Origin of the sequence: Altibacter lentus, from assembly GCF_000746845.1 — a bacterium.
GTDB lineage: Bacteria > Bacteroidota > Bacteroidia > Flavobacteriales > Flavobacteriaceae > Altibacter > Altibacter lentus.
This window is the reverse complement of sequence record NZ_KN050846.1, coordinates 2251087-2275665: the sequence shown is the minus strand read 5'-3', so window position 1 is coordinate 2275665 and position 24579 is coordinate 2251087. Positions and strand designations below refer to the sequence as shown.

26 protein-coding genes are annotated in these 24579 nt (G+C 42.9%); 13 read left to right on the top strand and 13 right to left on the bottom strand.

Annotation, left to right across the window (positions count from 1 at the left end):
* Positions 1-58: 58 nt before the first annotated feature.
* Positions 59-712, top strand: a complete 654-nt coding sequence (locus JS40_RS10515; RefSeq protein ID WP_034260374.1) for a DUF4271 domain-containing protein — start codon at positions 59-61, stop codon at positions 710-712.
* A 27-nt stretch (positions 713-739) separates the two neighbouring features.
* A complete protein-coding gene (locus JS40_RS10510) occupies positions 740-1486 on the top strand; it encodes a uroporphyrinogen-III synthase (RefSeq protein WP_034260372.1) in 747 nt (248 codons plus the stop codon).
* Between the two features lie 73 nt (positions 1487-1559).
* On the opposite strand, the gene pckA is transcribed toward JS40_RS10510, so the two are convergent.
* Positions 1560-3158, bottom strand: a complete 1599-nt coding sequence (pckA, locus tag JS40_RS10505) for a phosphoenolpyruvate carboxykinase (ATP) (protein ID WP_034260370.1) — start codon at positions 3156-3158, stop codon at positions 1560-1562.
* A 69-nt stretch (positions 3159-3227) separates the two neighbouring features.
* Positions 3228-3626: a DUF423 domain-containing protein gene (locus tag JS40_RS10500; RefSeq protein ID WP_034260368.1), complete on the bottom strand. Its 399-nt coding sequence runs from the start codon at positions 3624-3626 to the stop codon at positions 3228-3230.
* 69 nt (positions 3627-3695) lie between these two features.
* Here JS40_RS10500 and JS40_RS10495 point away from each other — a divergent pair, with 69 nt between their 5' ends.
* A complete protein-coding gene (locus tag JS40_RS10495) occupies positions 3696-5066 on the top strand; it encodes a saccharopine dehydrogenase family protein (protein ID WP_034260366.1) in 1371 nt (456 codons plus the stop codon).
* Between the two features lie 108 nt (positions 5067-5174).
* On the opposite strand, the gene JS40_RS10490 is transcribed toward JS40_RS10495, so the two are convergent.
* Entirely contained in the window at positions 5175-5864 is a 690-nt protein-coding gene (locus JS40_RS10490) for a zinc metallopeptidase (RefSeq protein WP_034260364.1), read from the bottom strand.
* A gap of 53 nt (positions 5865-5917) precedes the next feature.
* Positions 5918-8743, bottom strand: a complete 2826-nt coding sequence (gene leuS / locus JS40_RS10485; RefSeq protein ID WP_034260362.1) for a leucine--tRNA ligase — start codon at positions 8741-8743, stop codon at positions 5918-5920.
* A gap of 140 nt (positions 8744-8883) precedes the next feature.
* Here leuS and JS40_RS10480 point away from each other — a divergent pair, with 140 nt between their 5' ends.
* From JS40_RS10480 to JS40_RS10450, 7 genes are all read left to right on the top strand, one after another.
* Entirely contained in the window at positions 8884-9762 is an 879-nt protein-coding gene (locus tag JS40_RS10480; RefSeq protein ID WP_034260360.1) for a cell division protein FtsX, read from the top strand.
* Positions 9746-10111, top strand: a complete 366-nt coding sequence (locus tag JS40_RS10475; protein ID WP_034260358.1) for a hypothetical protein — start codon at positions 9746-9748, stop codon at positions 10109-10111. The genes JS40_RS10480 and JS40_RS10475 overlap by 17 nt, the downstream gene beginning before the upstream one ends.
* A gap of 8 nt (positions 10112-10119) precedes the next feature.
* On the top strand, positions 10120-10377 hold the full coding sequence (locus tag JS40_RS10470; RefSeq protein WP_034260356.1) for a DUF3098 domain-containing protein: 258 nt from the start codon (positions 10120-10122) through the stop codon (positions 10375-10377).
* A 6-nt stretch (positions 10378-10383) separates the two neighbouring features.
* Positions 10384-11178, top strand: coding sequence for an undecaprenyl-diphosphate phosphatase (locus JS40_RS10465; RefSeq protein WP_034260355.1), 795 nt, complete (start codon positions 10384-10386; stop codon positions 11176-11178).
* Positions 11178-11867: a tRNA pseudouridine(55) synthase TruB gene (gene truB / locus JS40_RS10460; protein WP_201770368.1), complete on the top strand. Its 690-nt coding sequence runs from the start codon at positions 11178-11180 to the stop codon at positions 11865-11867. Before JS40_RS10465 ends, truB begins: the two co-directional genes overlap by 1 nt.
* A gap of 130 nt (positions 11868-11997) precedes the next feature.
* Positions 11998-12651, top strand: a complete 654-nt coding sequence (locus tag JS40_RS10455) for a hypothetical protein (protein WP_051957558.1) — start codon at positions 11998-12000, stop codon at positions 12649-12651.
* A 49-nt stretch (positions 12652-12700) separates the two neighbouring features.
* A complete protein-coding gene (locus JS40_RS10450) occupies positions 12701-13270 on the top strand; it encodes a DNA-3-methyladenine glycosylase I (RefSeq protein ID WP_034260349.1) in 570 nt (189 codons plus the stop codon).
* On the opposite strand, the gene JS40_RS10445 is transcribed toward JS40_RS10450, so the two are convergent.
* The 6 genes from JS40_RS10445 to JS40_RS10420 all read right to left on the bottom strand — a co-directional run bounded on the left by JS40_RS10445 (position 13267) and on the right by JS40_RS10420 (position 19119).
* The gene (locus JS40_RS10445; protein ID WP_034260347.1) at positions 13267-13623 is read right to left on the bottom strand and encodes a hypothetical protein; all 357 of its coding nucleotides are present in this window, start codon (positions 13621-13623) and stop codon (positions 13267-13269) included. The two genes, JS40_RS10450 and JS40_RS10445, sit on opposite strands and share 4 nt — an antisense overlap.
* Before the next feature lie 160 nt (positions 13624-13783).
* Positions 13784-15526, bottom strand: coding sequence for an agmatine deiminase family protein (locus JS40_RS10440; RefSeq protein WP_034260345.1), 1743 nt, complete (start codon positions 15524-15526; stop codon positions 13784-13786).
* Between the two features lie 68 nt (positions 15527-15594).
* Positions 15595-16236: a leucyl/phenylalanyl-tRNA--protein transferase gene (gene aat / locus JS40_RS10435; RefSeq protein WP_034260343.1), complete on the bottom strand. Its 642-nt coding sequence runs from the start codon at positions 16234-16236 to the stop codon at positions 15595-15597.
* Positions 16237-16406: 170 nt separating this feature from the next.
* Complete coding sequence (locus JS40_RS10430) at positions 16407-17783, bottom strand: short-chain fatty acid transporter (RefSeq protein WP_034260341.1); 1377 nt, start codon at positions 17781-17783, stop codon at positions 16407-16409.
* Positions 17784-17857: 74 nt separating this feature from the next.
* Positions 17858-18232 carry a DUF3127 domain-containing protein gene (locus tag JS40_RS10425; RefSeq protein WP_034260339.1) on the bottom strand — a complete coding sequence of 125 codons (375 nt, stop codon included), beginning with the start codon at positions 18230-18232 and terminating at the stop codon, positions 17858-17860.
* Between the two features lie 56 nt (positions 18233-18288).
* On the bottom strand, positions 18289-19119 hold the full coding sequence (locus JS40_RS10420; RefSeq protein ID WP_034260337.1) for a flavin reductase family protein: 831 nt from the start codon (positions 19117-19119) through the stop codon (positions 18289-18291).
* A 102-nt stretch (positions 19120-19221) separates the two neighbouring features.
* Here JS40_RS10420 and JS40_RS10415 point away from each other — a divergent pair, with 102 nt between their 5' ends.
* Positions 19222-20382, top strand: a complete 1161-nt coding sequence (locus JS40_RS10415; RefSeq protein ID WP_034260335.1) for a sensor histidine kinase — start codon at positions 19222-19224, stop codon at positions 20380-20382.
* A 1-nt stretch (position 20383) separates the two neighbouring features.
* On the top strand, positions 20384-20725 hold the full coding sequence (locus JS40_RS10410) for a hypothetical protein (protein WP_034260332.1): 342 nt from the start codon (positions 20384-20386) through the stop codon (positions 20723-20725).
* Here JS40_RS10410 and JS40_RS10405 read toward each other — a convergent pair.
* On the bottom strand, positions 20722-21114 hold the full coding sequence (locus tag JS40_RS10405) for an HIT family protein (RefSeq protein ID WP_034260330.1): 393 nt from the start codon (positions 21112-21114) through the stop codon (positions 20722-20724). The genes JS40_RS10410 and JS40_RS10405 overlap by 4 nt on opposite strands.
* A 1-nt stretch (position 21115) precedes the next feature.
* The gene (gene greA / locus JS40_RS10400) at positions 21116-21592 is read right to left on the bottom strand and encodes a transcription elongation factor GreA (protein WP_034260328.1); all 477 of its coding nucleotides are present in this window, start codon (positions 21590-21592) and stop codon (positions 21116-21118) included.
* Between the two features lie 186 nt (positions 21593-21778).
* Between greA and JS40_RS10395 the strand changes: the two genes are divergently transcribed.
* Positions 21779-22210, top strand: coding sequence for a hypothetical protein (locus JS40_RS10395; RefSeq protein WP_034260326.1), 432 nt, complete (start codon positions 21779-21781; stop codon positions 22208-22210).
* On the opposite strand, the gene JS40_RS10390 is transcribed toward JS40_RS10395, so the two are convergent.
* Complete coding sequence (locus tag JS40_RS10390; protein WP_034260324.1) at positions 22207-24384, bottom strand: TonB-dependent receptor; 2178 nt, start codon at positions 24382-24384, stop codon at positions 22207-22209. The two genes, JS40_RS10395 and JS40_RS10390, sit on opposite strands and share 4 nt — an antisense overlap.
* Positions 24385-24579 lie beyond the last annotated feature (195 nt).

The window sequence follows — 24579 nt, the reverse complement described above, 5'->3', positions numbered from 1 at the left end:
TCTAATTGCGCCGTTTCGGCGAAATTAAATTTGCTGTACCTTTACTTGAAAATTGGGTATGGATTACATCGAGCGGAATTTCGTTTCACAAGATTGGATCATCGTATTAATGGTGATCTGTCTCGTGCTTTACGCCCTGGCCAAATATCTATATCCCAAACGTTTTGAGGAATTTATAATGCTGCCTATTACCAACAAGTATTTTATGGTGCAAGGCAGAAACGACGAGATCAACCACCCATTTAACTTACTATTGCTTGTAACTCAAGTGGTTTCAGTATCTCTTTTTATATTTCTTCTAATTCGCATCAACAGCCCTAAGGTACTACAAGAGAATCCCTGGCTGTTCCTTCAAATTTGTACCGGTTATGTTGTTTTTGTGGGCATTAAGTTCGCCATCGAGAAGATTATTGGGAATATTTTTTCAATCGATGCCTTGGTAAATAGCTATTTATATCAAAAATTAAGTTATAGAAACCTTATCGCCATACTTTTTTTTATGGCAAATCTTGTCTTCTATTTTGTCTACCTCCCCTCGTCAACAGTGTTGCTCATCTTCGTTTTGGTCGTTTTGGCCTTAAACAGTATTGCCCTGTTTTACAGCTACAAAACAAACGGAAACACGATAATGCGTAATTTCCTTTATTTTATTTTGTATCTTTGCGCACTTGAAATTTCACCGTATATCATCCTCTATAAAACGTTGGTATGATCGGAAAAACCAAAAATCCAGTTGTCTATGAAAGTGAAAACTATTTTAGTTTCTCAGCCCGAGCCTAAGGTTGAAAACTCTCCCTATTTCGATTTGATTGAAAAACAGAAGGTTAAAATAGATTTCAGGCCTTTTATACATGTTGAAGGAGTTTCAGGTAAAGATGTTCGCTCCCAAAAAGTTGATCTCACAAAATATTCTGCAGTAGTACTTACAAGCAGGAATGCAGTAGATCATTTTTTCAGAATCGCTGAAGAATTACGGTTCAAGGTGCCGGACACGATGAAATATTTTTGTCAGAGTGAAGCCGTGGCTTACTATTTGCAAAAGTATGTAGTCTACAGAAAGCGTAAAATTTATGTTGGGAAACGTACGTTCACCGAGCTTTCTCCCTTGATCAAGAAATACAAGAACGAGAAATTCTTACTGCCTTCATCCGACAAGTTAAAGCCGGAAGTTCCCATGGTTCTCAACGAACTTGGTGTAGACTGGAAGCAGGCAACCTTTTACAAAACTGTAGTTAGTGACCTTTCCGATCTTCGCGATGTCTATTACGATATTCTGGTGTTTTTTAGTCCCAGCGGAATTGAATCGTTATTACACAACTTCCCCGATTTCAAACAAAATGAAACACGTATTGCGGTCTTTGGAAATACAACTGTGAAAGCAGCTACTGAAAGTGGTTTGCGAGTAGACATCCAAGCACCGACCCCGGAAACACCATCTATGACCATGGCATTGGAGAAATATATTAAGGAAGCAAATAAGAAATAACCATTTACGTACTGAATAAAAAAAGGCTCCGGATTTCTATCCGGAGCCTTTTTTTATTCAAATTATAGACCAGTTAATTTATAGGAGCTCCCGAAAGTATTTCGTCATTCGCAAATTCTTCGAACTTTTTGAAATTCTCTTTAAAGGAAGAGGCCAGTTCCTGTGCCTGGATATCATAGGCTTTCTTGTTTTTCCAGGTCTCCTTCGGATTTAGCACTTCATTGGGAACGTTAGGGCAGGATTGCGGCACTTGAAGTCCAAAAATTGGATGCTGCTCGTACGGCACATCCTTCAGATCACCATTAAGCGCTGCCGTGATCATCGCACGGGTATATTTTAATTTCATTCTACTTCCCACACCATAAGGGCCCCCGGTCCAGCCGGTATTGATCAACCAAACATTTACGCCGGCATTCTTCATTTTCTTGCTTAGCATTTCCCCGTATTTCGTAGGGTGCAACGGCATGAACGGAGCTCCGAAACACGCTGAAAAATTTGGTGTTGGCTCATTGATCCCTTCTTCGGTACCTGCTACCTTAGCCGTATAACCGCTTATAAAGTGATAGGCCGCCTGTCCCGGTGTTAGCTTGGAAATAGGAGGCAATACCCCAAAGGCATCGGCTGTTAAAAAGAATATGTTCTTAGGATTTTCACCAATAGACGGCTCCTGTATATTATCGATGTGATAAATAGGATAGCTCACCCGTGTGTTCTGTGTGATGGACGTATTGGCAAAATCCACATCCCCTTTTTCATTGAGGATGACATTTTCAAGAATCGCACCCGGTTTAATCGCGTGATAGATATCCGGTTCATTTTCTTCGGAGAGATTGATCACTTTGGCATAGCATCCGCCTTCAAAATTGAAAATTGTATTCTCTGCGGTCCAACCGTGTTCATCATCACCAATCAATTTGCGATTCGGATCTGCAGAAAGCGTTGTTTTTCCTGTTCCGGACAAACCAAAGAAGATAGCTGTTTCACCATCGTCACCCACATTTGCAGAGCAGTGCATTGGCATTGTGTTCTTGTCCACAGGAAGTATAAAATTAAGTGCAGAAAATATTCCTTTCTTGATCTCACCGGTATAGCCCGTACCTCCAATAAGGGCGATCTTCTTTGTGAAATTAAGGATGGCGAAGTTGTGCTGTCTTGTTCCATCCACTTCGGGATCGGCTTTAAATCCGGGAGCATTTACAATAAGCCACTCGGGGTCGAAGGATTCCAATTCAGCTTCCGTTGGTCGCAGAAACATGTTGTGCGCAAACATATTCGACCAAGGGTATTCTGTAATCACTCGAATGTTTAAACGGTATGCATCATCGGCACAAGCATAACTGTCTCGTACGTAGATTTCCTTTTCAGAAAGATAATCGACCACTTTATCGTATAAAGCGTCGAACATGTTCGTAGGAAAGGGAATGTTGATATTTCCCCACCATACTTTGTCCCGTGTGACATCGTCTTTCACTATAAAACGGTCCTTTGGAGAACGCCCGGTGAACTCTCCAGTATTTACTGCGAGGGCTCCGCTGCTGGATTCTACTCCCTGTCCTTTTTGAATGGTTTCGTTATGAAGTTCTTGTGAAGATAATTGATACTTAACTTTTGCATTTTTGATCCCGTATTGATCTACGGAAATCATTTTCGTAGTTTGGTTTTTACCGACCATAACTTATTTTAATTGTTGTGATACAAAAATAATAAAACTACTACAGATTCATCCTTTAAAAAAACATAATTATCCCGACTTGATTGTTAATAAACCATAGCACCATCGAATCCATCCTGAAATTAACAACAGACCTCCCAATGGCGTTACCGGCCCCAGAAAAGAAACAGAAAATGGCAGTACTGCTTTCAAGGCCAAGACATAGATAGAACCCGAGAACAATACGATTCCCAGGATGAAGAGTCGAAATACCCATTTTCGAGTGGCTGCCGGCACTTGAGTGGCAAAGCCAAGGATTAATAACGCGATGGTATGGTACATTTGGTAGCGTACCCCGGTCTCAAAAGTTACCACTGCATCCGTTGGTACAAAATTTTTTAGTCCGTGGGCACCAAAGGCGCCGATAGCGATTGTAACAGCCCCCAAAAGGGTAGCTGTAACCACAATTTTTTTATCGAAATCCCGCATTAATTAAACATACAATTAGTACTTTCGCTTCGTAACATATCTACTACAAAGTTAACGAAAAACCTACGGATGAGAAACATTTTGATAATTGGAGCCGGCCGTTCGGCAACAAGTTTAATTCAATATTTATTAGATCGATCTGAAGCCGAAGAACTCTTTATCACTATTGGTGATATTTCTATACAGAACGCTCAAAAATTCACAGATGGTCATCCCAATGCCCGGGGGATCTTGCTGGATGTATTTAATGAATCTCAGCGCAGGCGTGCGGTAGAGAACAGCGACCTAGTGATCTCCATGTTACCCGCGCGTTATCATATTGAAGTAGCAAAAGATTGTATTGAATTTGGAAAACATCTGGTGACTGCTTCCTATGTAAGCGACCAGATGCAGTCGTTGGATACCCGAGCGAAAGCAAAGGGGCTGGTGTTCATGAACGAGATTGGACTAGACCCGGGAATTGATCACATGAGTGCCATGCAGGTGATCGATCGCATTCGGGCCAAAGGAGGAAAGATGCTGTTATTCGAATCCTTTACAGGCGGATTGATCGCTCCCGAAAGCGATGACAACCTTTGGCATTACAAGTTCACCTGGAACCCTCGAAATGTCGTACTTGCAGGACAAGGCGGCGCTGCAGAATTTATTCAAGAAGGGACGTATAAGTATATCCCCTATCACCGTTTGTTTCGAAGAACAGAGTTTTTAGATGTAGAGGGACATGGTCGTTTCGAGGCGTATGCCAACAGAAATTCTTTGAAATACCGGAAGGTATACGGACTGGAAGATGTGCTCACCCTCTATCGAGGAACCATTCGACATGTAGGGTTTAGTAAGGCCTGGAATATGTTCGTTCAACTGGGAATGACGGATGACGATTATACCATCCCCAATTCGGAAGCACTTTCCTATCGGAATTTTGTGAACCTGTTCCTGCCTTATTCCCCAACCGATTCGGTAGAACTGAAATTACGTCATAATTTGAAGATCGATCAAGATGATCTTATGTGGGGAAAACTGGAAGAGTTGGATATCTTCAATTCAGAAAAAAAGATAGGCATTAAAGATGCAACTCCGGCGCAGGCCCTTCAAAGGATATTAGAAGATAAATGGACCTTGAAAGCAGATGATAAAGATATGATCGTGATGTACCACAAATTTGGGTACGAATTGAACGGGGCCAAATATCAAATTGACAGTAATATGGTGATAAAGGGGGACGACCAAAGTTATACTGCCATGGCAAAGACCGTTGGATTGCCGGTTGCTATCGCCGCGTTAAAAATATTGAACGAGGAGATCACAACGCCCGGAGTACAACTACCCATCGCTAAAGAAGTCTACGAACCTATACTGAAAGAGCTGGAAGATTTTGGCATTAGTTTTACTGAAAGTGATGTGCCATATTTAGGTTACAATCCGAATAATGTTGCAGGTTAAGAACTAACCGCTTCGAGCATTCGCCACAGGCGAAAACACAACGCGCAAAGGATGTCCTTTGCGCGTTGTGCGTTTTTCACTTTGTGAAAAACACTCGAACCTTCGTCCTTATCGTCTGCCTAAGAAAATACTAATGAAGTACAGTAAAGTAGCCAAAGATCCCAATGCAGAAACCACATAGGTGCGTGCCGCCCATTTTAAGGCATCTTTCGCTCCGGCATGCTCTTGTGGCGTCACCATATTGGCACTTTCCAGCCACGCAAGCGCACGTTTACTTGCATCAAATTCCACCGGGAGTGTAATGAATGCAAACACAGTGGTCAATGCAAAAAGAAGTATCCCTATCAAAAAAATGGTGTTTCCAATAAGCGAGCCTGTAACCGAAAGCACTAAGCCTGCCATGATCACAAAATTTGAAAGCTTGCTTGAGATACTTACCGCCGGTACGATCGCCGATCGCATTTTCAACCAACTATAAGCAGTAGCATGCTGAACAGCATGCCCGCATTCGTGTGCTGCCACGGCGGCTGCAGCTGCATTTCGCTGCATGTATACCGGTTCACTGAGGTTCACGGTTTTTTTCGCGGGATTATAATGGTCTGTAAGTTGTCCTGCAACCGAAATCACTTGTACATCTTGTATGCCATTGTCGCTCAACATCTTCTCTGCGATCTCCTTACCGCTCATGCCGTTGCGCAAATGGACTTGCGAGTATTTTTTAAATTTACTCTTCAGTTTGTTGCTTACATACATACTCACCAAAAAGATGATCCCAGCTAATATATAATATCCAATCATTGTATTTTTTTGTTTTAAATGTACAAAGGGAATAGCAAAAAGTGTGCTAAAATTTAGCCAACAATATTTACAATCTTTCCGGGTACGATAATCACCTTCTTTGGGCTGCGACCCTCCAGATAATGGGCGGTCCTTTCATGTGACATGACGGCAGCCTCGATGGCATCCTTTGATAAATCCAAAGGTAATTCCAGCGTAAAACGCATCTTTCCGTTAAATGAAATAGGGTACTCTTTGGTACTTTCTACCAAATGAGAAGGCTCGAATTTTGGAAAAGAAGCTGTTGAAATGCTCTTACTGTGCCCTAATTTCTCCCATAGCTCCTCGGCAATATGCGGCGCATAGGGTGAGATTAGTATTAAAAGTGGCTCCAGGATCTCCCGGGAAGTGCATTTTTGTGCCGTGAGCTCGTTCACAGCGATCATAAATGTCGATACTGAGGTGTTAAAACTGAAATTCTCAATATCTTCCCGCACCTTTTTAATGGTCTTGTGGAGAGTCTTCAAGTTTTCTTTGGTAGCTTGTTCTTCGCTTACAAAAAAAGTATCGTTGGAACTACTGTGGTATAATTTCCATAATTTCTTTAAAAAACCATGAACACCGGTGATCCCGGCAGTATTCCATGGTTTGGCTTGTTCCAATGGTCCTAAGAACATCTCGTACATACGCAAGGTGTCTGCTCCATACTGACTGCAAATATCATCGGGATTCACGACATTGTACTTGGATTTGGACATTTTTTCGACCTCGCGAGCCACTTTAAAAGATCCGTCTTCTTCAGTAATAAATATAGCATCGGCAAACTCAGGTCGCCAGGCTTTAAACGATTCGATATCTAACTCATTTTGAAGATTCACAAAGGAGACATCGGCATGTATTGGCTGAATTTCTTCGCCACTATACTTTCCTTTAGAGATAAACGTATTTTTTCCTTCTATGCGATACACAAAAGCGCTTTCCCCAAGGATCATTCCCTGATTGATCAATTTCTTAAAAGGCTCTGCTACCGGTAATACCCCGCGATCGTACAAGAACTTTACCCAGAACCTGCTGTAGAGCAAATGCCCTGTGGCATGCTCGCTTCCCCCTACATACAGATCGACGTTCTCCCAGTATTCCATTGCTTGTTGAGAAACCAAGACATGATTATTTTCGGGATCCATATAACGGAACATATAACAGCTACTTCCCGCCCAGCCGGGCATGGTATTCAATTCCAGTGGAAATACTGTTTTATGGTCGATCCGGTCGTTAGACACCACGGCACCCGCATTTTCATCCCACGCCCAAACCTCTGCACGTCCCAAAGGGGGTTCTCCATCTTCGGTGGGGAGGTATTTTTCTACTTCCGGAAGGGTGAGCGGCAAGTGCTTTTCCTCAATTAATTGGGGTAACCCATCCTTATAATACACAGGAAAGGGCTCACCCCAGTAGCGCTGTCTGGAGAACACGGCATCTCGCAACCTATAATTGATCTTACCTTCTCCTGCACCCTTTTTCTCAAGTGCTTCGATCACGCGCTGTGTCGCTTCAGCATAGGACAAACCATCAAGGAAATCGCTGTTGGTAATAATGGTATGCTCTTTATCAGAATAGGCTTCTTCAGAAATATCCACATCCTTGAAAATATTCGGGATAGGAATAGCAAAGTGCTTGGCAAAGTCGTAATCACGTTGATCACCACAAGGAACACTCATAACGGCACCCGTTCCGTAGCCTGCCAAGACATAATCCCCTATCCATACAGGAATGGCCTCTCCACTAAAAGGATGCTCCGCATAAGCCCCCGTGAACACTCCGGTAATGGTTTTTACGTCTGCCATACGCTCCCGTTCACTTCGCTTTGACGTAGCTTCTATATAATCTTGAACCGCTTGTTTTTGATCCTCGGTAGTGATCTTAGGAACCAACTCATGTTCCGGCGCCAAGGTCATAAAACTAACGCCATAAATTGTATCCGGTCGTGTGGTAAAAACTTCGATACTTTCGTTGTGATCCTTTACTCTAAAGGTTACGGTTGCTCCTTTTGAACGTCCAATCCAATTGGTTTGTGAGTCCTTTAGGGGTTGCGGCCAGTCGATCGATTCCAAGCCATCCAACAATCGTTGTGCATAGGCTGTAATACGCATGCTCCATTGTTTCATACGCTTTCTAACCACAGGATAGCCTCCGCGTTCGGACACGCCGTTCACGATCTCGTCGTTGGCCAATACGGTTCCCAGTTCTGGACACCAGTTCACTTCGGTTTCGGCAAGATAGGTAAGGCGGTATTTAAGTAGTTCTTTTTGTTGTGTTGCTTCGGAAAAGCTTTTCCATTCTTCGGCTGTAAAGCTTCGAACACCGGTATCGCAAGCAGCTTGAACCTCTCCGCTTCCTTTTTCAGAAAAAATAGCCCTCAGTTCTTCAATGGGGCGCGCCTTGTCTGAAGCCTTGTCATACCAGCTCTCAAACAACTGCATAAAGATCCATTGGGTCCATTTGTAATAATCGGGATCGGACGTGCGCACTTCTCTGCTCCAGTCGAAGGAGAATCCTATCTTGTCCAACTGCTCTCTGTATCGGGCTATGTTCTCCTCTGTGGTCTTTCTAGGATGCTGATCGGTTTGAATGGCATACTGCTCTGCAGGAAGTCCAAAGGAGTCATACCCCTGCGGATGTAATACATTAAAGCCTTGATGACGCTTATATCGCGCATAGATGTCACTGGCAATATACCCCAACGGATGTCCGACGTGAAGCCCTGCCCCTGAGGGGTATGGAAACATGTCCAGCACGTAATATTTGGGTTTTTCGCTGTTATTCTCGGCGTGAAATGTCTTATGTTCTGCCCAGTATTTTTGCCATTTGGCTTCGATAGCGTTGAAGTGATAATTGCTCATGCGTCGTTCTATATGTATGCCTCCGGTTGGCGTAAGGCAGGTGCAAATTTAAGCCTATTGTACGAAAGACAAAAGTTTAAACGTTACATACTTGCAGATGCAAAAATCATTGTATTTTTACATCAAATTCCCGCAACACTATGGCTTCTACTTTTGAAAAGTATCAAAAACGCAGACTCATCTCTTCCTACTTTTCCGTAGTGATAAGTATATCGCTTGTATTGTTCTTACTCGGGTTGTTGGGTCTTTTGGTTCTTAATACTAAAAAAGTAGGCGATCATTTTAAAGAGAAGATCGCCCTTACGGTCTATTTGAAAGATACTGCAAAAGAAGTGGAGATCACCCAGTTAAAGCAGAGTCTGGCGATGGCCGAATATACAAAATCGGCAGAATTCGTATCGAAGGAACAAGCTGCAGAGGAACACAGTGCTACCATTGGAGAGAATTATATGGAATTTCTTGGGTACAACCCACTTCAAAACAGTATCGATGTTCATATCCTTGCCGACTTCGTCTCTCCCGAAAAGCTGGAGGACATCAGCAACGAGATCATGACCAAGGATTTTGTAGACGAAGTGTTATACGATAAACCCCTTATTGAACTGCTCAATGACAATGTAAAGAAGATAAGCCTGTGGATCTTAGTGATAAGCGGCCTGTTCACTTTTATCGCAGTGTTGTTGATCAACAGCTCGATACGCCTTTCGGTTTATGCCAAACGATTTACTATAAAGACCATGCAAATGGTGGGAGCTACCAAACGCTTTATTCGGCGCCCTTTTATTTGGAAAAGTGTAAAACTGGGAATGATCGGGGCGGTAATAGCTATGATTGGAATGGGTGTTGTATTATACTACTTGAACAAGAACTTTCCGGAGTTACAATTATTAAAAGATGAGCTCTTGCTGGTAGTTCTGTTTCTGTTCGTTTTCCTTATGGGCCTTTTTATTACCTGGATCAGCACGTTCTTTGCAACGCAACGTTTCTTAAATCTTCGAACGGATGAACTCTATTATTAGAAATCTGTTCCTTTTAATAGCAATAGCTTTTCTTCTGAAAAGTTGTATCATTCATGATCCAAAGCCTGAGGGATGCGATGTGGTGACCATAACCGTTACCGAGATCGCTGAAGGCTCTTCCTTTGATATCGTATTGAAGGATTCCGGCTCCGACTACTATTACATTAACCGTGGACTGGAACGAGGGCTTACTGCAGAAGGACTGAAAGAAAAAATATTACATAAAAGTGTTACCTTGCACCTGCCAAAAGTTGGTGTGATACAAACAGAGCATATTGCTCAACTGGCCCTGAATACTAATATTCTGTATACAGAATTTTCGTCAGTTACACCTCAACGCACAAATTAGTTTACGTCATGGGAGAAAAAAAGCGGAAAGAAGAAGCGAGAAAAACAGAATTCATCTTTGAGAAGAAGAACTATGTGTTCATGTTGATTGGCGTTGCCTTTATCACTCTGGGTTTTATCCTTATGACAGGCGGCGGTAGTGACGATCCCAATGTCTTCAACCCGGAGATCTATAGCTGGCGGCGCATTCGTTTAGCACCTGCGCTCATCCTTATTGGTTTTGGCATTGAAGTCTACGCAATCCTTTTGAATCCCCATAAGAAATAAATTGCTATGGATGCATGGGAAGCCATCGTTCTTGGCATTGTACAAGGATTTACCGAGTTTTTACCGGTCTCTTCCAGCGGGCACTTAGAACTGGGAAAAGCCATTCTGGGTGACACATCCTTACCGGAAGAAAGCCTTCTTTTTACCGTGGTACTCCATTTCGCCACTGCGTTGAGCACAGTGGTTGTCTTTAGACGAGATGTTGTAACCATTGTTAGCGGTCTGCTTAAATTCAAGTGGAACGAAGAGACACAATTTACAGGAAAGATCGTCCTTTCTATGATCCCGGCTGTTGTCATTGGTGTGTTGTTCGAAGAAGAACTGGAAGCTTTTTTTGGAGGTAATATCGCCTTTGTTGGCGCCATGCTCATCGTTACCGCCATCCTGCTCTGGTTGGCAGATCGCGCAAAGAATACCGGCAAAAAAGTGAGTTTCAGTAATGCATTTATCATTGGAGTTGCGCAGGCGGTCGCAATGTTACCGGGAATATCCCGCAGCGGTGCTACCATTTCAACCTCTGTTTTGCTGGGCAATGATAAAAGCAAGGCAGCCCGATTCTCTTTCTTGATGGTTGTTCCTCTTATCTTCGGAAAGATCGCAAAGGATCTTCTGAGCGGGGAGCTCACATCCGAAAGCACCAACTTCACCACCTTGGGTCTTGGATTTATAGCCGCTTTTGTGTGTGGATTGATCGCCTGTACCTGGATGATCTCACTGGTGAGAAACAGTAAGTTAAAATATTTTGCAGTATACTGTGTGATTGTTGGGATCGCCGCTATTGCAGTTAGCTTTGTGTCATGATGACCGCGGAAGATTACAAGAACGGACAGGTGCTTTTATTAGACAAGCCGCTGGAATGGACCTCCTTTCAGGTGGTCAATAAAGTACGTTGGCTTATTAAAAAGGAATTTGGGTTAAAGAAGATAAAGGTAGGTCATGCCGGCACGTTGGATCCCCTAGCCACGGGACTCTTGATCCTTTGTACCGGAAGCTTCACTAAAAAGATAGACACCTATCAAGCACAGCATAAAGAATATACCGGAACCATTACCTTAGGTGCTACCACTCCCAGTTACGATCTCGAAACGGAGATCGATCGAAGGTATGACATTTCGGAGATCACTTCAGAAAAAATAAAACAAACCACCCTACAGTTCCTGGGCGAGATCGAACAACAGCCTCCGGTCTTTTCAGCATTGAAAAAAGACGGAAAGCGCCTGTACGAATTTGCAAGAGCCGGCGAGGAAGTGTCCGTCCCTACGCGTAAGGTTCATATCTCAGAATTTGAAATCACAAAAATCGAGCTTCCGCAGGTGGAATTTCGCGTAGCATGCAGCAAAGGAACCTACATTCGGTCTTTGGCGCACGATTTTGGCAAGGCACTTGAAAACGGCGCCTATCTATCGGCTCTTAGACGAACCAAGATCGGTGATTTTTCGGTGGAAGATGCGCTGTCATTGACGGCTTTTGAAGAGCGGTTTAGCCGTTAAAATAGACTTAATTTTCAGGCAGTTGTAAGGTTTTTCAGATAAAATTTCAGTACTTGCATTCATGAATTTCAATTATTCATATCGGGCTTTTTTAATTACTTCTTTGCTGTTCGGTATACTTTTCCTTGGTATGTACAGTATTAAATTATCTCGCTATACCGAAAAGGAGGAAGAGCAGATCGATATCGAATATGCTTTGGAAGAGCTATTACTGGAAGAATTAGAAGAAGATTTGGCGACCACCGCCCCCGAGCGGGTAAAAGTAGAGACCAATAAGGCCTATAATGAAGCAGAAAAGTTCATTGCCAATCTAGAGAACAGTCGAGAAACACCTGAAGAGACCACCGAAGAGAAGTTACAAGCCATGAACGAAGCTATTGGGGTTGCCAACAACTTCAACAATGACAATGAAATAGCAAAAGCCAAAAAAAGAATAAAGGATGCGCAAGAAAAAAGTGTTCTGGAGAAAAATAAAAAACCCAGAAGCAGCAGTGGCGCAAGTAGAAGAACTACGATCTCGTACAGTCTAAAGGATAGAACGGCCCTGCTACTTCCCAATCCCGTTTATACGTGTGAAGGCTTCGGAAAAGTGGTGATCTCCATCGAGGTAAATGAATTGGGAAGAGTGACCAAAATGAACTATAATAAAAGTGCCTCAACCACTACCAATGAATGCTTGATCGACAGTGCTCTTGAATATGCACGCGATGCCCGTTTCACAACGGCTTCGGGTATCGAAAAACAGCTGGGCACTATTTCGTATAATTTCCCGGGACAGCAATAATAGTATTTCTTAATAAATAGTATCTTTCTACCACTTTTATAAAATTCGAATGAATAAACAACGCTGTCCTTGGTGTGGGGATGACCCCTTGTATGTTGCGTATCATGATACGGAGTGGGGTGTGCCTGTCCTGGACGATGCTACGCTGTTCGAATTTTTAATTTTAGAGACCTTCCAGGCAGGTTTGAGCTGGATCACTATCCTTCGGAAACGCGAGAATTTCAGAAAGGCATTTGATGGTTTTGACTACAGAAAAATCGCCCGATATGGTGACAAAGATATTGAGAGGTTGCTTCAGGACGAGGGGATCATTCGGAATCGCTTGAAAATAAAAGCATCCGTAACCAATGCCATCGCCTATATGCAGATCCAAAAAGAGTTTGGAAGTTTCAGTACCTATATATGGGGATTTGTAGATGCCAAACCCATACAAAACAGTTATAAGAGTATAAAAGAGGTTCCGGCAAACACTGTACTAAGTGATCGCATTAGTGCCGATCTTAAGAAAAGGGGATTCAAGTTTGTAGGTTCTACCGTTGTGTATGCTCACATGCAGGCTACCGGCATGGTGAATGACCATTTGGTGGATTGCTTTCGCTATACGGAAGTTAACGCTTAATTGTCCTCCTTTTCCACCGTAGATAAATATTCGTTACTAGCAAGCGATATCTTTAATGCTTTTAACGTCTGCATGTACCGAAATTTTAAGGTTTCATCGGTGGGTTTTTCTACTTCAAAGAGTTTCTCAAAATACTTCTTTGCATTAAAGTGATCGTTCTTAAAGTAATACGCATTGGCTAGTTCAAGATAGATAAACGGGGTGCCGTAGCCTTCTTTTACTACTTGCTCATAAACAATGGTCACATCAACATCTGTATTGACATCAGTTTTTCGCTCGGTTGTAGCTTGTGCGTTGGCCGTACCGGAGAAAGCGATAATAGCCAGAAAAATAAGTAGTTTTGAAGCGTTCATAATTTAGGGGCTTTAAATTATTGAGGGTAAATATGTTATATATTTTAGAGTTTCGCAAATAAAATCGATAAAAAGCGTGCTTTTGTTCCATTTACCCTACCTAAAACAAAAAGCACCGCCCTTTATTGCGGTGCTCTTCATCTTTTGTATTTAGGGTAATTTATAGCTTAATCACTTTTTTGGTGACAGTGCCAAATTCTCCTTGAAAGGTTACGAACAATGTTCCTTTCCAATTAGCATTTAGATCCAATGAAATGGTTCCGTTGCCGTGGTCGATCGTGGTCTCATACAACCGTTGCCCTAGTATATTATGAATGGTAATTTTAATGGCTCCCGGGATATTGTTTAAATTAAAAGAAACGGCATCCCGGGTAGGATTTGGAAATGGTGCTGAGATATTATTGTAAGCCCACTCTGACACTCCTAAAATTCCAACATTCATAGTCCAATAGCCCTGAGGTGCTACCATTGGTCGTGTCATTGTCTTTCCGGAATTTGCTTCTGCAAAAATATAATATTCAATCGCCGAACTACCAACACTTAGATTCGCTGTCCAGTTATCTGCGCTTACCAGACTCATAGGAACTTCGCTATAGGAAGAACTTCCTTCTTCTCGCCAAAAAACCTTGGCATTCGAAATCCCGGAAGCGTGTTTTATCATAGCGTCTATACTCACGGTGCTGTTTTGATTTGCCTCATCAATGGGTTGGTGTACGATCCATAGTGGGTTCTCAACACCAATAGTATGTGTAATACAGTGAATGGCTCCTAGCTGCGAAATAAGGTTCTCTCCGGAGTTATCCACGTCGATCCCTACGATGTTGTATCCGGGCATTAGTTCCTGCCAATACGCCAATGCCGGACCATCTACCTCGGCACGATACGTAGGGATAATAATAGATTTGTTTACAAAAACTGCGTTTGTAAAGGTGCGGTAATAGCCACCGGTGTCTGGGTAATTACCGCCGGTACTGGGAGGTGCAGGAATCCATTTTACATCGTACGGAGTTCCGAACGCCGATTGAAAATTATTCAATACATACTCGATGTTCTGCTCGATTTGCGGACCGTCTGCCACGCCATCAGGATACTCACTAACCAGTAAGGTCTCTTCATCCAGCAACTTCATGTGCATATCGATATGATGAATCCCGTCGTAAGGAAGCGTTTCCATCTTCACGTACCGCTGAATACCCATATAATCTTCCATGATAGCATCGATCTGAGCTTCGGTCTTGGTAGAAACACCGTAGGGGTTTCCGGCCTCATTCTCTTCGAGGATCAATTCCGAAGCAAAGGCATTTCCTAGACCATCAGACATGAAATTTCCTCCGGTATTGACTAGATCATTGGTTCCGGAATCGGTCACGTAAATGGGCAAGCCTACCAAATTAGCATGCGCCAGAGGCATTACGTTGTCGTTGGGACGCGGACGGTTGTAGATCCAGTCGGTCAAGGAACGTTCACCCACATCGTTCGAGTAGATCGTATTTCCCGCATAATCGCGAATCCAGATACTATCCCAATCTTCATTCATAAAAATCACATTCGTAAGGTCGATCCCTCCTGCAGTAAGAAAAGAGGCTACAGAAGCCTGATTTTGTGTTGTGATGACCACTTTACATTCATTGACCCCTACGGCCACGATCTGCCTCAAAATATTCTGGAATCCGGGCTGCCAAGTGATCAACAGGTATTCTACCTCCTCCCACTCGGCCATGGTACGCACGGGACCGGTTGGTGGTGGTGTTTTTTTTGCCTGTGAAAACTCAAATTGAGAAATAAGCCCTTTTTCATTTTCTGAAAGTCCCTTGGGAAGGATCGCTTTCTCCTGTGCTTGCAGCTGCGGCGCTGCGATTGCTAATACGAAAAATAGAAGTAATGAGGGGTAAAAATGTTTCATTATAATTGTAATTTTATGCGGTACGAATATACTTTTTTTCTGAATGTATTCCTCAAAACATTGATACCTTAACAGTTGAGATAGTCTAAAAAGGCTGCTCTTGGGATCTCTACAGCTCCCAACCGCTCTAAATGTTGAGTGTAAACCTGACAATCAATCAAATTGTAGTGTTTCGCCTTTAATTCTTCCACTAAGAAAAAGAGAGCTACTTTTGAAGCTTCAGAAACCAGACTGAACATACTTTCTCCACAAAAAACGCCAAATTCGGGAAGGTCAACACCATACAAACCTCCTGCCAACTGTCCTTCATACCAAACTTCCATCGATGTAGCATGTCCTAGTTCGTGTAATCGTGTGTAGGCTGTTGTCATTTCTGAAGTGATCCAGGTGCCGTTCTGCCCGCTTCGCTTTACAGTGGAACACTGCTTGATCACCTCGTTAAAAGCGAGATTTTGGGTGCAGCTGAATTTTTTACTTTTTAATACCTTCCGAAGACTTTTTGAAACCTTTAGATCGTTAGGAAATAACACCATCCTTGGATCCGGACTCCACCATAAAATAGGGCTTCCGTGCTCGTACCAGGGGAAAATACCCGATCTATAGGCCCGCAGTAAACGCGCTGTGCTCAGATCACCTCCCATGGCAAGCAGGCCATCTTCTGTAGCTTCTGTCACGCCGGGAAAGGATAAAGATTCATCTAGAAAATACATTGCAATCGGTGCTGAAATTGTGTTAAAAATGTTATATCGGTTTGAAATCCAAAAAAAAAATTCAATCTTGGGACACTTTTTTGATCCAAAATTTGTTCATCATTGTTATAAATATCAAAAAGGGAATCTAAGCCACCTGACTAACCTCGCAACTGCGGGGTTATTCTTTTTTATAGCAACCACAACCCTAAAAGAAATACCACACTACCCACAACCATTAACAGTAATGTAAACGGAAGTATGTCCTTTGCTTTCAACTTCGTGATGCCTAATAATGGTAACGCCCAGAACGGCTGCAGCATATTCGTGATCTGATCCCCATAGGCCAGTGCCATTATCGCTTTTGGCAATGGCACACCAAGACGTAACGCAGATTCTATTACTATGGGCCCTTGAACAGCCCACTGTCCTCCTCCGCTAGGCACAAAGATATTGACCAATCCGGCACTAAAAAAGGTAAAAATAGGTAAGGTCGTACTCGAAGCAATAGACACAAAGAAATCGGCTATTTCGATCACCATCCCACTTTCCCGCATGATCCCCATGATCCCAAAATACAACGGGAATTGGATCAAGATACCGGAAGCCCCTCGAATGGCTTCTTCAAGGGCGTTGAGAAAATTCGAAATACTGCCATGCAACACCAGTGCGAGGCCAAACATAAAGAAATTGAGCAGGTTCGGGGTGATCGCAAAATCTAATACTTGTGGGTAATACTGGTAGCACAAAGCAGCGAGTACCAAAAAGCCAAAAACTACACCAAAATACTTCGACCGATCGATACGGTTCGAGCTATCGATTTCATCTGCACTAAGTTTCGATTCAGAATAAATGGGTAGATAGGTGGCCTGTGTTCTTACTCGTTTCGCCAGAAAATAAAGAAACCCGGGTAGGATAAATAATAAGCTTCCAAACAACAACAGGTTTGAACCGCTAAAAATAGTTTCACTAAATGAAATGGAATCCGGCAAAACACTTATAAAGGCAGCGTCTCCCACACCGTCCATAAGGCTGGCGAGATGTCCGTTCTCTGCAACCTTTAAGGGCGCCGAACCACTCATCCCTCCATGCCATATCATCAATCCCACGTAACCGGAAGCGCCCACCAAAGGGTAATTGATTTTAAATCCTCTTGTTTGCGCTGCTTCCGCTACTTTACGCGCCATGATCGCACCAAAGATAAGTCCCAACCCCCAGTTAAAAAACGAAACAAGCATGGTTGCCACACTTACCATGACAACCGCAGAGGAGGTACTATTCACCCTATCTGTGAGTGCTTCAATAAGGAAACCCATTGGTTTACTAAGCACAAGAATATGCCCTAAAACCAAAATGAGCAACATTTGGTATGCGAAAACCAGCAGCGCCTCATTCCATATACCGGTTTCCCAATAAGACAAGATAGCAAGCGCATGGGATTCGTTAGCAGGAGCTTCAGTAAAGAAGTAAGCCAAACCCATAGTGACCAATGTTAACAGGATCGCTATAGAAAAGGGCGAAGGTAAAAACCTGCTAAAAAGCACTTCTATGGATCTTGTTAGTTTCATTCCTGTTAGGACTATATGGAATTATACAAAGAACCCGCCAAAAGGCGGGATGTGTAAGCTAAACGCTGTGATGTTTAAAAGGGCAGATCGTCGTGATCTTCTTCGTTAAGTTCATTGGCCGGCTCAAAGGCATCCACAGGTGGCATTGGCGGCATGTTGCTTGCGGAAGCTCCGTCCATTGCTTCCACTCGCCATCCTTGAATGGAGTTAAAATATTTTACCTCACCTTGAGGGTTGGTCCACTCCCTACCTCTTAGATTAATACTCACTTTTACGTTTTGTCCAACTTGAAAATTATTTAAAAGATCGGTCTTGTCCTGAACAAACTCGATCATGATGTGTTGTGGGTATTGCTCTTCGGTGGTGATAACAAGCTCTCGCTTTCTAAACCCGTTGTTGCCATAGGTTTTTGTATCATCTATCATTTTAATCTTTCCTTGTACTTCCATGATGCTTTACTTTAATTTACTAGTTACTATATTGCTTTTTTTATTCTGAAATTTGACTACTGCGATACCAAAACCTCCCATGCTTCTGAAATAGCTCCGTTGCACAAGAACGTCTGCGCTTTCCTGTGTGCTTCTTCTGAAGCATTTACGAAACGTTCCGCTGCTTCCGGCAAGGATTCGATATTTGCTAACATTCCCAGATCATTTCCGGTTAATATCTTACTGCTTCGAATGGCTTGAGGCAAGGCATCCACACCAATTCCCATGGTTGAAAGCGGCTTCGGAACCTCAAAGAGACCTTCCTTTGCCCTGCTGTACCAGTTGCCGCCCAGACGCGCTACCGTATCGATCTTTCTAGGATCAATCTTTCCGTCATCATCAAGAATATCTTCATGTATATGCAGCTTCACTACTTCACAGATCACCAGATTTCCGGCACCACCGTCTGTTCCCAATGCTACCACATTTATCACCTTGCACTCCATTTGCACAGGTGCTTCGGCAACTCGCGGAGCTTTGACCACTTCCGAAGGTATTTCAGAAAAACCTGCCTTTACAAACTCATTCACCCCTTTTGGATACTCTGTGGAGGACAACGACATTTGCTGTACCATTGCGTAGGACACGATATTGATCACCACTTCATTGGTTTCGAGCACATTTTCCAGTGTATGTTTGGTAGAATTATCGCGTACACGACGTGCCGGCGAGAAGATCAATACCGGCGGATTCGCACTAAAGACGTTAAAAAAACTATAGGGTGAGAGGTTTACATTTCCGTCTTGGTCTACGGTACTCGCAAAACAAATAGGTCGTGGTGCCACCGCTCCCAGCAAGTATCCATGCAGGCTTCCAGTGCTAATGTCTTGTGGATTAATAGATATCATTGCCTGCAAATGTACCCAAAGTAACTAGCTTGTAAAAATTTGATCACACAATAATATTAACATATTTGCTTTATATTTAAAACCTAATAGTACGTATGCTCTATGCTAAATACAACTGCCTTTACCCGCTGGTTTTTTATTCTTGTCTCTGTCTTTATCATTACACTCATCCTTTGGAATACCTATGCGTTCTTTAATCAGCTAAAAGAAAGTGAACGCGGAAAGATGCAGATATGGGCTTCGGCGCAAGAAGAGCTCCAGACCAGTGATCTGGGCAGCGGCGAGATCAACAAGATCGTATTGGAAGTGGTGCAAAGTAATTCGACCACTCCTATGATCGTTTATACACATAAGGAAGACTCTTACAATGTTAGGAATATTGTTGAAAAAGAGATGGATTCGGCCAAGCTTCGCGAACACCGAAAAAAATTGACTGAGCAGTTCGCTTCCGAATATAAGCCGCTGGAGGTAACGTATAATGGAGAACTACTCCAAACCATATATTACGGCAACTCTCCTCTTATCAATAAATTAAAATACTATCCCGCCGTTCTTATCCTTATTATTGTTCTCTTTTTCGTTGCCGTTTATTTCTTCTATCAAACGTCTCGCTCTGCAGAGCAAAATAAACTCTGGGCCGGAATGGCGAAAGAAACAGCTCACCAAATTGGGACACCGTTATCATCCCTAGTGGGTTGGACAGAGATCTTAAAATCGGAGCAAGTAAATCCGGAATACGTGGTTGAGATCGAGAAGGATATCGACCGGCTTCGAACCATTACAGAGCGATTCTCTAAGATAGGATCTATCCCAAAATTGGAACGAAAGGATCTGGTTACCGAAACCCGCACTTCCTTCGACTATTTAAAAAGACGAAGCTCTAAGTTGATCCATTTTGAATTGGAAATCTTGGATGAACCGGTATGGGTTCAGTTGAATTCACAGTTGTTTAGTTGGACCATAGAAAATCTTGTAAAAAATGCGATCGACGCCATGAAAGGAAAAGGAACGATTCATATCACTATTGAAAGTGGGTCGAAATATGCGTTATTACGTGTGAGTGACACCGGGAAGGGAATTCCTAAAAAACATTTCTCCAAAATCTTTCAACCCGGATTTACAACGAAAAAAAGAGGATGGGGATTGGGTCTTTCCCTGGTAAAACGTATTATTGAAGAATACCATAACGGACGAATACGCGTTCTAAAAAGCACACCCGGCGTTGGGACCACCATGGAAATCTCGCTACGTCTGCATTCTTAATATGAAAAAAACATCCCACGTACTACATACCGCCAGGATCGCAAACAATTGCCCCGAATGCTATGCCAGCAATGGGCTGGAATTTACATTCAGTCAAGAGGTTATTGAAACGAAATGGTACAAAAAAGCAGAAAAAACGATTGCAGAGACATTGTATTGTCACACCTGTAACAGCACCATTTATCCTGTTACTTGGAATGATGATATAGAACGGGTACATGAATATCACCAAAAGTTGGTGGTTCCCCATACCACGGGCACACATCTCACATCGCTGACGTATATATTACTATTGGCAGGGATCGTGATCGTAGCCGCAGTGGTCTACTTGCTTATACGTTAAGTAATATTGTGCTTTATCTTTTCGGCGAGTGCTTCAAATTCTTTAGGAGTCATGGAAACTTTACGCCCAAAGGTCATGTCCTTCATTTCGTTAATAGGAATAAGATGTACATGTACGTGAGGAACCTCCAAGCCTATAACAGCCATTCCAACACGCTTACAAGGTACAGTCTTTTCGAGCGCTATGGCTACCTTGCGTGAAAATTGCATGAGTTGTAAGTACATGTGCTCCCCAAGATCGAAGATCTTATTTACTTCCTCCTTCGGAACACATAAGGTATGTCCCTGTGCATTGGGGTTGATGTCGAGAAAGGCAATAAAGTTCTCATCCTCTGCCACCTTGTAGGCAGGTATTTCGCCTTCGATTATTTTTGTGAATATCGTTGCCATATTAATCTCTTGAAATTTCCAGGATCTCAAACTTCATCACGCCATTCGGAACCTGGATCTCTGCCATTTCACCTACTTTTTTTCCCAGCAGCCCTTTTCCAATGGGAGAATCTACAGAGATCTTTCCACTCTTTAGATCTGCCTCACTTTGGGCTACCAATTTGTACTGCATCTCCATGCCATTGTTCTGGTTCTTTATCTTTACTTTGGAGTGCACCAACACCTTGGAAGTATCCAATTGAGATTCGTCAATCAACCGAGCGTTGGCTACGGTCTCTTCCAGTTTAGAAATACGCATCTCGAGCATTCCTTGTGCCTCTTTGGCGGCATCATATTCGGCGTTCTCGCTTAGGTCTCCTTTGTCACGTGCTTCGGCAATGGCCTGAGACGCCCTGGGACGTTCCACATCACGAAGCTGATCCAGTTCGTCTCGCAGTTTTTTTAATCCTTCGGCAGTATAATAAGATACTTTACTCATAACTTCATCGTTTGTATAACACCAATCTCACGTTGCAGTGATATTCCCTCTGCTTTCAAGTTTTTCAGCATCGTTCAAGATAGGGAATTAAAAAAATCCCATACAGGACGGGATTGGTTACACAAATATACTAAAAATTTAATTTTCGCCGTTTTATTGTACCTTCGTACCCACAATTTTTAAGCTATGAGACCCTTACTTTTTCTTGCAAGTTTTTTACTCGTTTTCACTTCTTGCAAAAAAGATGAGGGGGTTGACGATGACAACCCTTATCTAATCGATCCTTTAGTGAACCTCAACCTTAACTTGAACCTTCCCGAATACAATCCGTTGCGATTTCCCGGAAATAGTATTGTGATCAATCAACAGGGAGTTAAAGGAATCGTGGTCTATAATGTAAACAACGACCTGTATACTGCCTTCGACCTAAGCGATCCTAATCACACCCCTAATTCTTGTTCGCGCATGACCCTGGAAGGGATCATTGCCACCTGCCAGTGCGAAGATGATAATAGCTACGATATTGTCACGGGACAGCATCAAAACAATGAAAATCTCTATCCCATGCAGCAGTATTTGGCGCAGCGTTCGGGAAATAATATTTTGATCTCAAATTAGAATTTTACCGTAGCGCCTATCAAGAAATTGAATGTTGCTTGCGGATAATAGCCCGCTCCTTCTACTGTGGTAACAGTTCCCGGGACCGAAAAATCATCGTCATAGGTAAAGTAATATCCATTCGATACATATTCCGTATTGAAAAGATTGTTTAATAATGCCGAAAAAAGCACCTCGCGCACCCAAGGCAACTGCTTAAGTGTATAGGTTATGTTGAGGTCGTTCACAAAATAAGCATCCAGTTTAGAGACAGGACTTTCGGTATTTCCCATATACTGTGTTCCCACATATTTTGAAAGCAGGGCTAACTCCAACGACTCCACAGGCTTATATGCTAATCTGTTGGCTGCTATGAGTGACGGACTAAACGATATCTCTGTATTTCCGAGGTTTACCAGTGCACCATCGAGCGATGTCACAAAATCTACATTCTGGTTTTTGCTTATCGCCACATTGGGCTGCAGGCTTAGCGCTTCGGAAAGTGCGATCGATGCATCCATCTCGAGTCCGAGCCGGTAACTTTTTCCGCTGGTCGCCCTAATAGGTGCCCCTACATCATCCAAGGCACCGGTAAGCACCAATTGATCTTTGTAGTCCATATAGAACAGGTTGCTGTTAATCACTAGTTTTTCTGAAACATACCGCCATCCCAATTCAATATCGTCCAACTTTTCGGCTGTAAAGATCCCTTGTTCAAAATCACTTCGTCTGGGTTCTCTGTGGGCTCGACCGTAGGATGCGTAGAGCTGTTGTTCTTGTGAAAGTTTCAGGGATACACCGGCTTTCGGATTAAAAAACGAATAGGTTTCGTCTACCGCCAGCGGAACTTTTTCTGAAGTCAAGCCCGAAGTAGTGTAGCTCAGGAATCTACCCTGAAGGTCCCCAAATACACTCCAAACATCGTTTAACCGCCAGGTCGCTTTCGAAAAAATCGTGAATTCATTTTTGTCTCCTTCACCAAAATAATAGCGATCCCGGATCTCACTTTCACTGGCATAGCGTGCCCAGATCACCTCCCCAAAATGATCACCGTCATACAGACTAAAGAAGGCACCCGTACTTATATCCCAAGTGTTGTCCTTGTAATTGACATTCGCATTTATGGCATAGAAGTCATTGTCCAGCCAGCGACGACGAATAAGATCTGTGGAATTAATAGAATCAACACCTATGGAAATAGGCTCAAAATCGTAAAAGGCAAAATCTTCATCTTCCTTGTATTGTTCAAAATAACCCCTTCCGTAGGTATAATTGACTGCCACATTACTGCTCCATTGATTGTTGAAGCGTTGGTTCCAGAGTACTTGAAAATGATCCTGTGCATAGTTGTCTACTTCATTGTCGTAAAAACGTACAGTGCCATCACTATCGGTGTACATTCCTGCCGGATTATACGTTCGGTCATTCTCTAAGGTTTCAGCATCGATACCATACCAGGCCTGATAGGTCTCTTCGCGACCTCCAAAAGTAATGGCTTTTATAAGGGTATTATGGTCTGTAAAAGCAGCCTGAAGGAAGTACGATTTAAGATCAGATCGCGCCCTGTCTATATACCCGTCAGATTTAATTGTTGAAAGGCGTCCTGCGATCTCGAAATGGTCATTGAGCAGTCCGGTACTGAACTTTACCGTGTGCTTTCGGGTGTTATAAGAGCCAAAAGAATTCGCGATCTCGCCAAAGGACGTTTCAGAAACAGCATCGGTCAACACATTTAAACTGGCTCCAAAGGCACCGGAACCATTCGTGGAAGTACCTACGCCGCGTTGCAGCTGTAAACTTTGTACGGAGGAAGTAAAATCCGGTAGGTTTACAAAAAAGGTCCCCTGACTTTCGGCATCGTTAAAAGGAATGCCGTTGAGAGTGACATTGATGCGGGAAGCATCACTACCCCGCACTCTAATATACGTATAGCCAACACCCGCTCCGGCATCGCTGGTAGTAACCACCGAAGGTAAATAATTAAGCATATAAGGAATATCCTGACCAAGATTTCTTGGTTCCAGCTCTTCCTTTTCGATATTAGAATGCGTAATGGGCGAATCGGCTTTAACACGAACCGCCCTTACTAATACTTCTTCCAATGGTTCCACTTTTGTAGTGTCTGTAACTACTTCTTGAGCCATTAATGTAGTAGAAATGGTCAATAAACTTAATAACAAGGTAAAATTCTTCATTCGTAAATAAATTGTACGAATAAAAGGGGCGTTATTCTATGGTTAAATATTGATAATGATTTCGCATAAAAAAACCTATTAGAACCAAAATGATCTAATAGGGGTATATCATGCAGACACTTGGTGTCCTATTCCCTTGGCAGCATTATCCGCCCAGGTTCATTGGGTATAATCTCAGCTTTTTCTATTTCGGAA

Excerpts from the sequence above, each read along its gene's own strand:
- JS40_RS10515 (WP_034260374.1), top strand. The coding sequence starts at position 59 with ATGGATTACATCGAGCGGAATTTCGTTTCACAAGATTGGATCATCGTA.
- JS40_RS10510 (WP_034260372.1), top strand. The coding sequence starts at position 740 with ATGAAAGTGAAAACTATTTTAGTTTCTCAGCCCGAGCCTAAGGTTGAA.
- pckA (WP_034260370.1), bottom strand. The coding sequence starts at position 3,158 with ATGGTCGGTAAAAACCAAACTACGAAAATGATTTCCGTAGATCAATAC.
- JS40_RS10500 (WP_034260368.1), bottom strand. The coding sequence starts at position 3,626 with ATGCGGGATTTCGATAAAAAAATTGTGGTTACAGCTACCCTTTTGGGG.
- JS40_RS10495 (WP_034260366.1), top strand. The coding sequence starts at position 3,696 with ATGAGAAACATTTTGATAATTGGAGCCGGCCGTTCGGCAACAAGTTTA.
- JS40_RS10490 (WP_034260364.1), bottom strand. The coding sequence starts at position 5,864 with ATGATTGGATATTATATATTAGCTGGGATCATCTTTTTGGTGAGTATG.
- leuS (WP_034260362.1), bottom strand. The coding sequence starts at position 8,743 with ATGAGCAATTATCACTTCAACGCTATCGAAGCCAAATGGCAAAAATAC.
- JS40_RS10480 (WP_034260360.1), top strand. The coding sequence starts at position 8,884 with ATGGCTTCTACTTTTGAAAAGTATCAAAAACGCAGACTCATCTCTTCC.
- JS40_RS10475 (WP_034260358.1), top strand. The coding sequence starts at position 9,746 with ATGAACTCTATTATTAGAAATCTGTTCCTTTTAATAGCAATAGCTTTT.
- JS40_RS10470 (WP_034260356.1), top strand. The coding sequence starts at position 10,120 with ATGGGAGAAAAAAAGCGGAAAGAAGAAGCGAGAAAAACAGAATTCATC.
- JS40_RS10465 (WP_034260355.1), top strand. The coding sequence starts at position 10,384 with ATGGATGCATGGGAAGCCATCGTTCTTGGCATTGTACAAGGATTTACC.
- truB (WP_201770368.1), top strand. The coding sequence starts at position 11,178 with ATGACCGCGGAAGATTACAAGAACGGACAGGTGCTTTTATTAGACAAG.
- JS40_RS10455 (WP_051957558.1), top strand. The coding sequence starts at position 11,998 with ATGTACAGTATTAAATTATCTCGCTATACCGAAAAGGAGGAAGAGCAG.
- JS40_RS10450 (WP_034260349.1), top strand. The coding sequence starts at position 12,701 with ATGAATAAACAACGCTGTCCTTGGTGTGGGGATGACCCCTTGTATGTT.
- JS40_RS10445 (WP_034260347.1), bottom strand. The coding sequence starts at position 13,623 with ATGAACGCTTCAAAACTACTTATTTTTCTGGCTATTATCGCTTTCTCC.
- JS40_RS10440 (WP_034260345.1), bottom strand. The coding sequence starts at position 15,526 with ATGAAACATTTTTACCCCTCATTACTTCTATTTTTCGTATTAGCAATC.
- aat (WP_034260343.1), bottom strand. The coding sequence starts at position 16,236 with ATGTATTTTCTAGATGAATCTTTATCCTTTCCCGGCGTGACAGAAGCT.
- JS40_RS10430 (WP_034260341.1), bottom strand. The coding sequence starts at position 17,783 with ATGAAACTAACAAGATCCATAGAAGTGCTTTTTAGCAGGTTTTTACCT.
- JS40_RS10425 (WP_034260339.1), bottom strand. The coding sequence starts at position 18,232 with ATGGAAGTACAAGGAAAGATTAAAATGATAGATGATACAAAAACCTAT.
- JS40_RS10420 (WP_034260337.1), bottom strand. The coding sequence starts at position 19,119 with ATGATATCTATTAATCCACAAGACATTAGCACTGGAAGCCTGCATGGA.
- JS40_RS10415 (WP_034260335.1), top strand. The coding sequence starts at position 19,222 with ATGCTAAATACAACTGCCTTTACCCGCTGGTTTTTTATTCTTGTCTCT.
- JS40_RS10410 (WP_034260332.1), top strand. The coding sequence starts at position 20,384 with ATGAAAAAAACATCCCACGTACTACATACCGCCAGGATCGCAAACAAT.
- JS40_RS10405 (WP_034260330.1), bottom strand. The coding sequence starts at position 21,114 with ATGGCAACGATATTCACAAAAATAATCGAAGGCGAAATACCTGCCTAC.
- greA (WP_034260328.1), bottom strand. The coding sequence starts at position 21,592 with ATGAGTAAAGTATCTTATTATACTGCCGAAGGATTAAAAAAACTGCGA.
- JS40_RS10395 (WP_034260326.1), top strand. The coding sequence starts at position 21,779 with ATGAGACCCTTACTTTTTCTTGCAAGTTTTTTACTCGTTTTCACTTCT.
- JS40_RS10390 (WP_034260324.1), bottom strand. The coding sequence starts at position 24,384 with ATGAAGAATTTTACCTTGTTATTAAGTTTATTGACCATTTCTACTACA.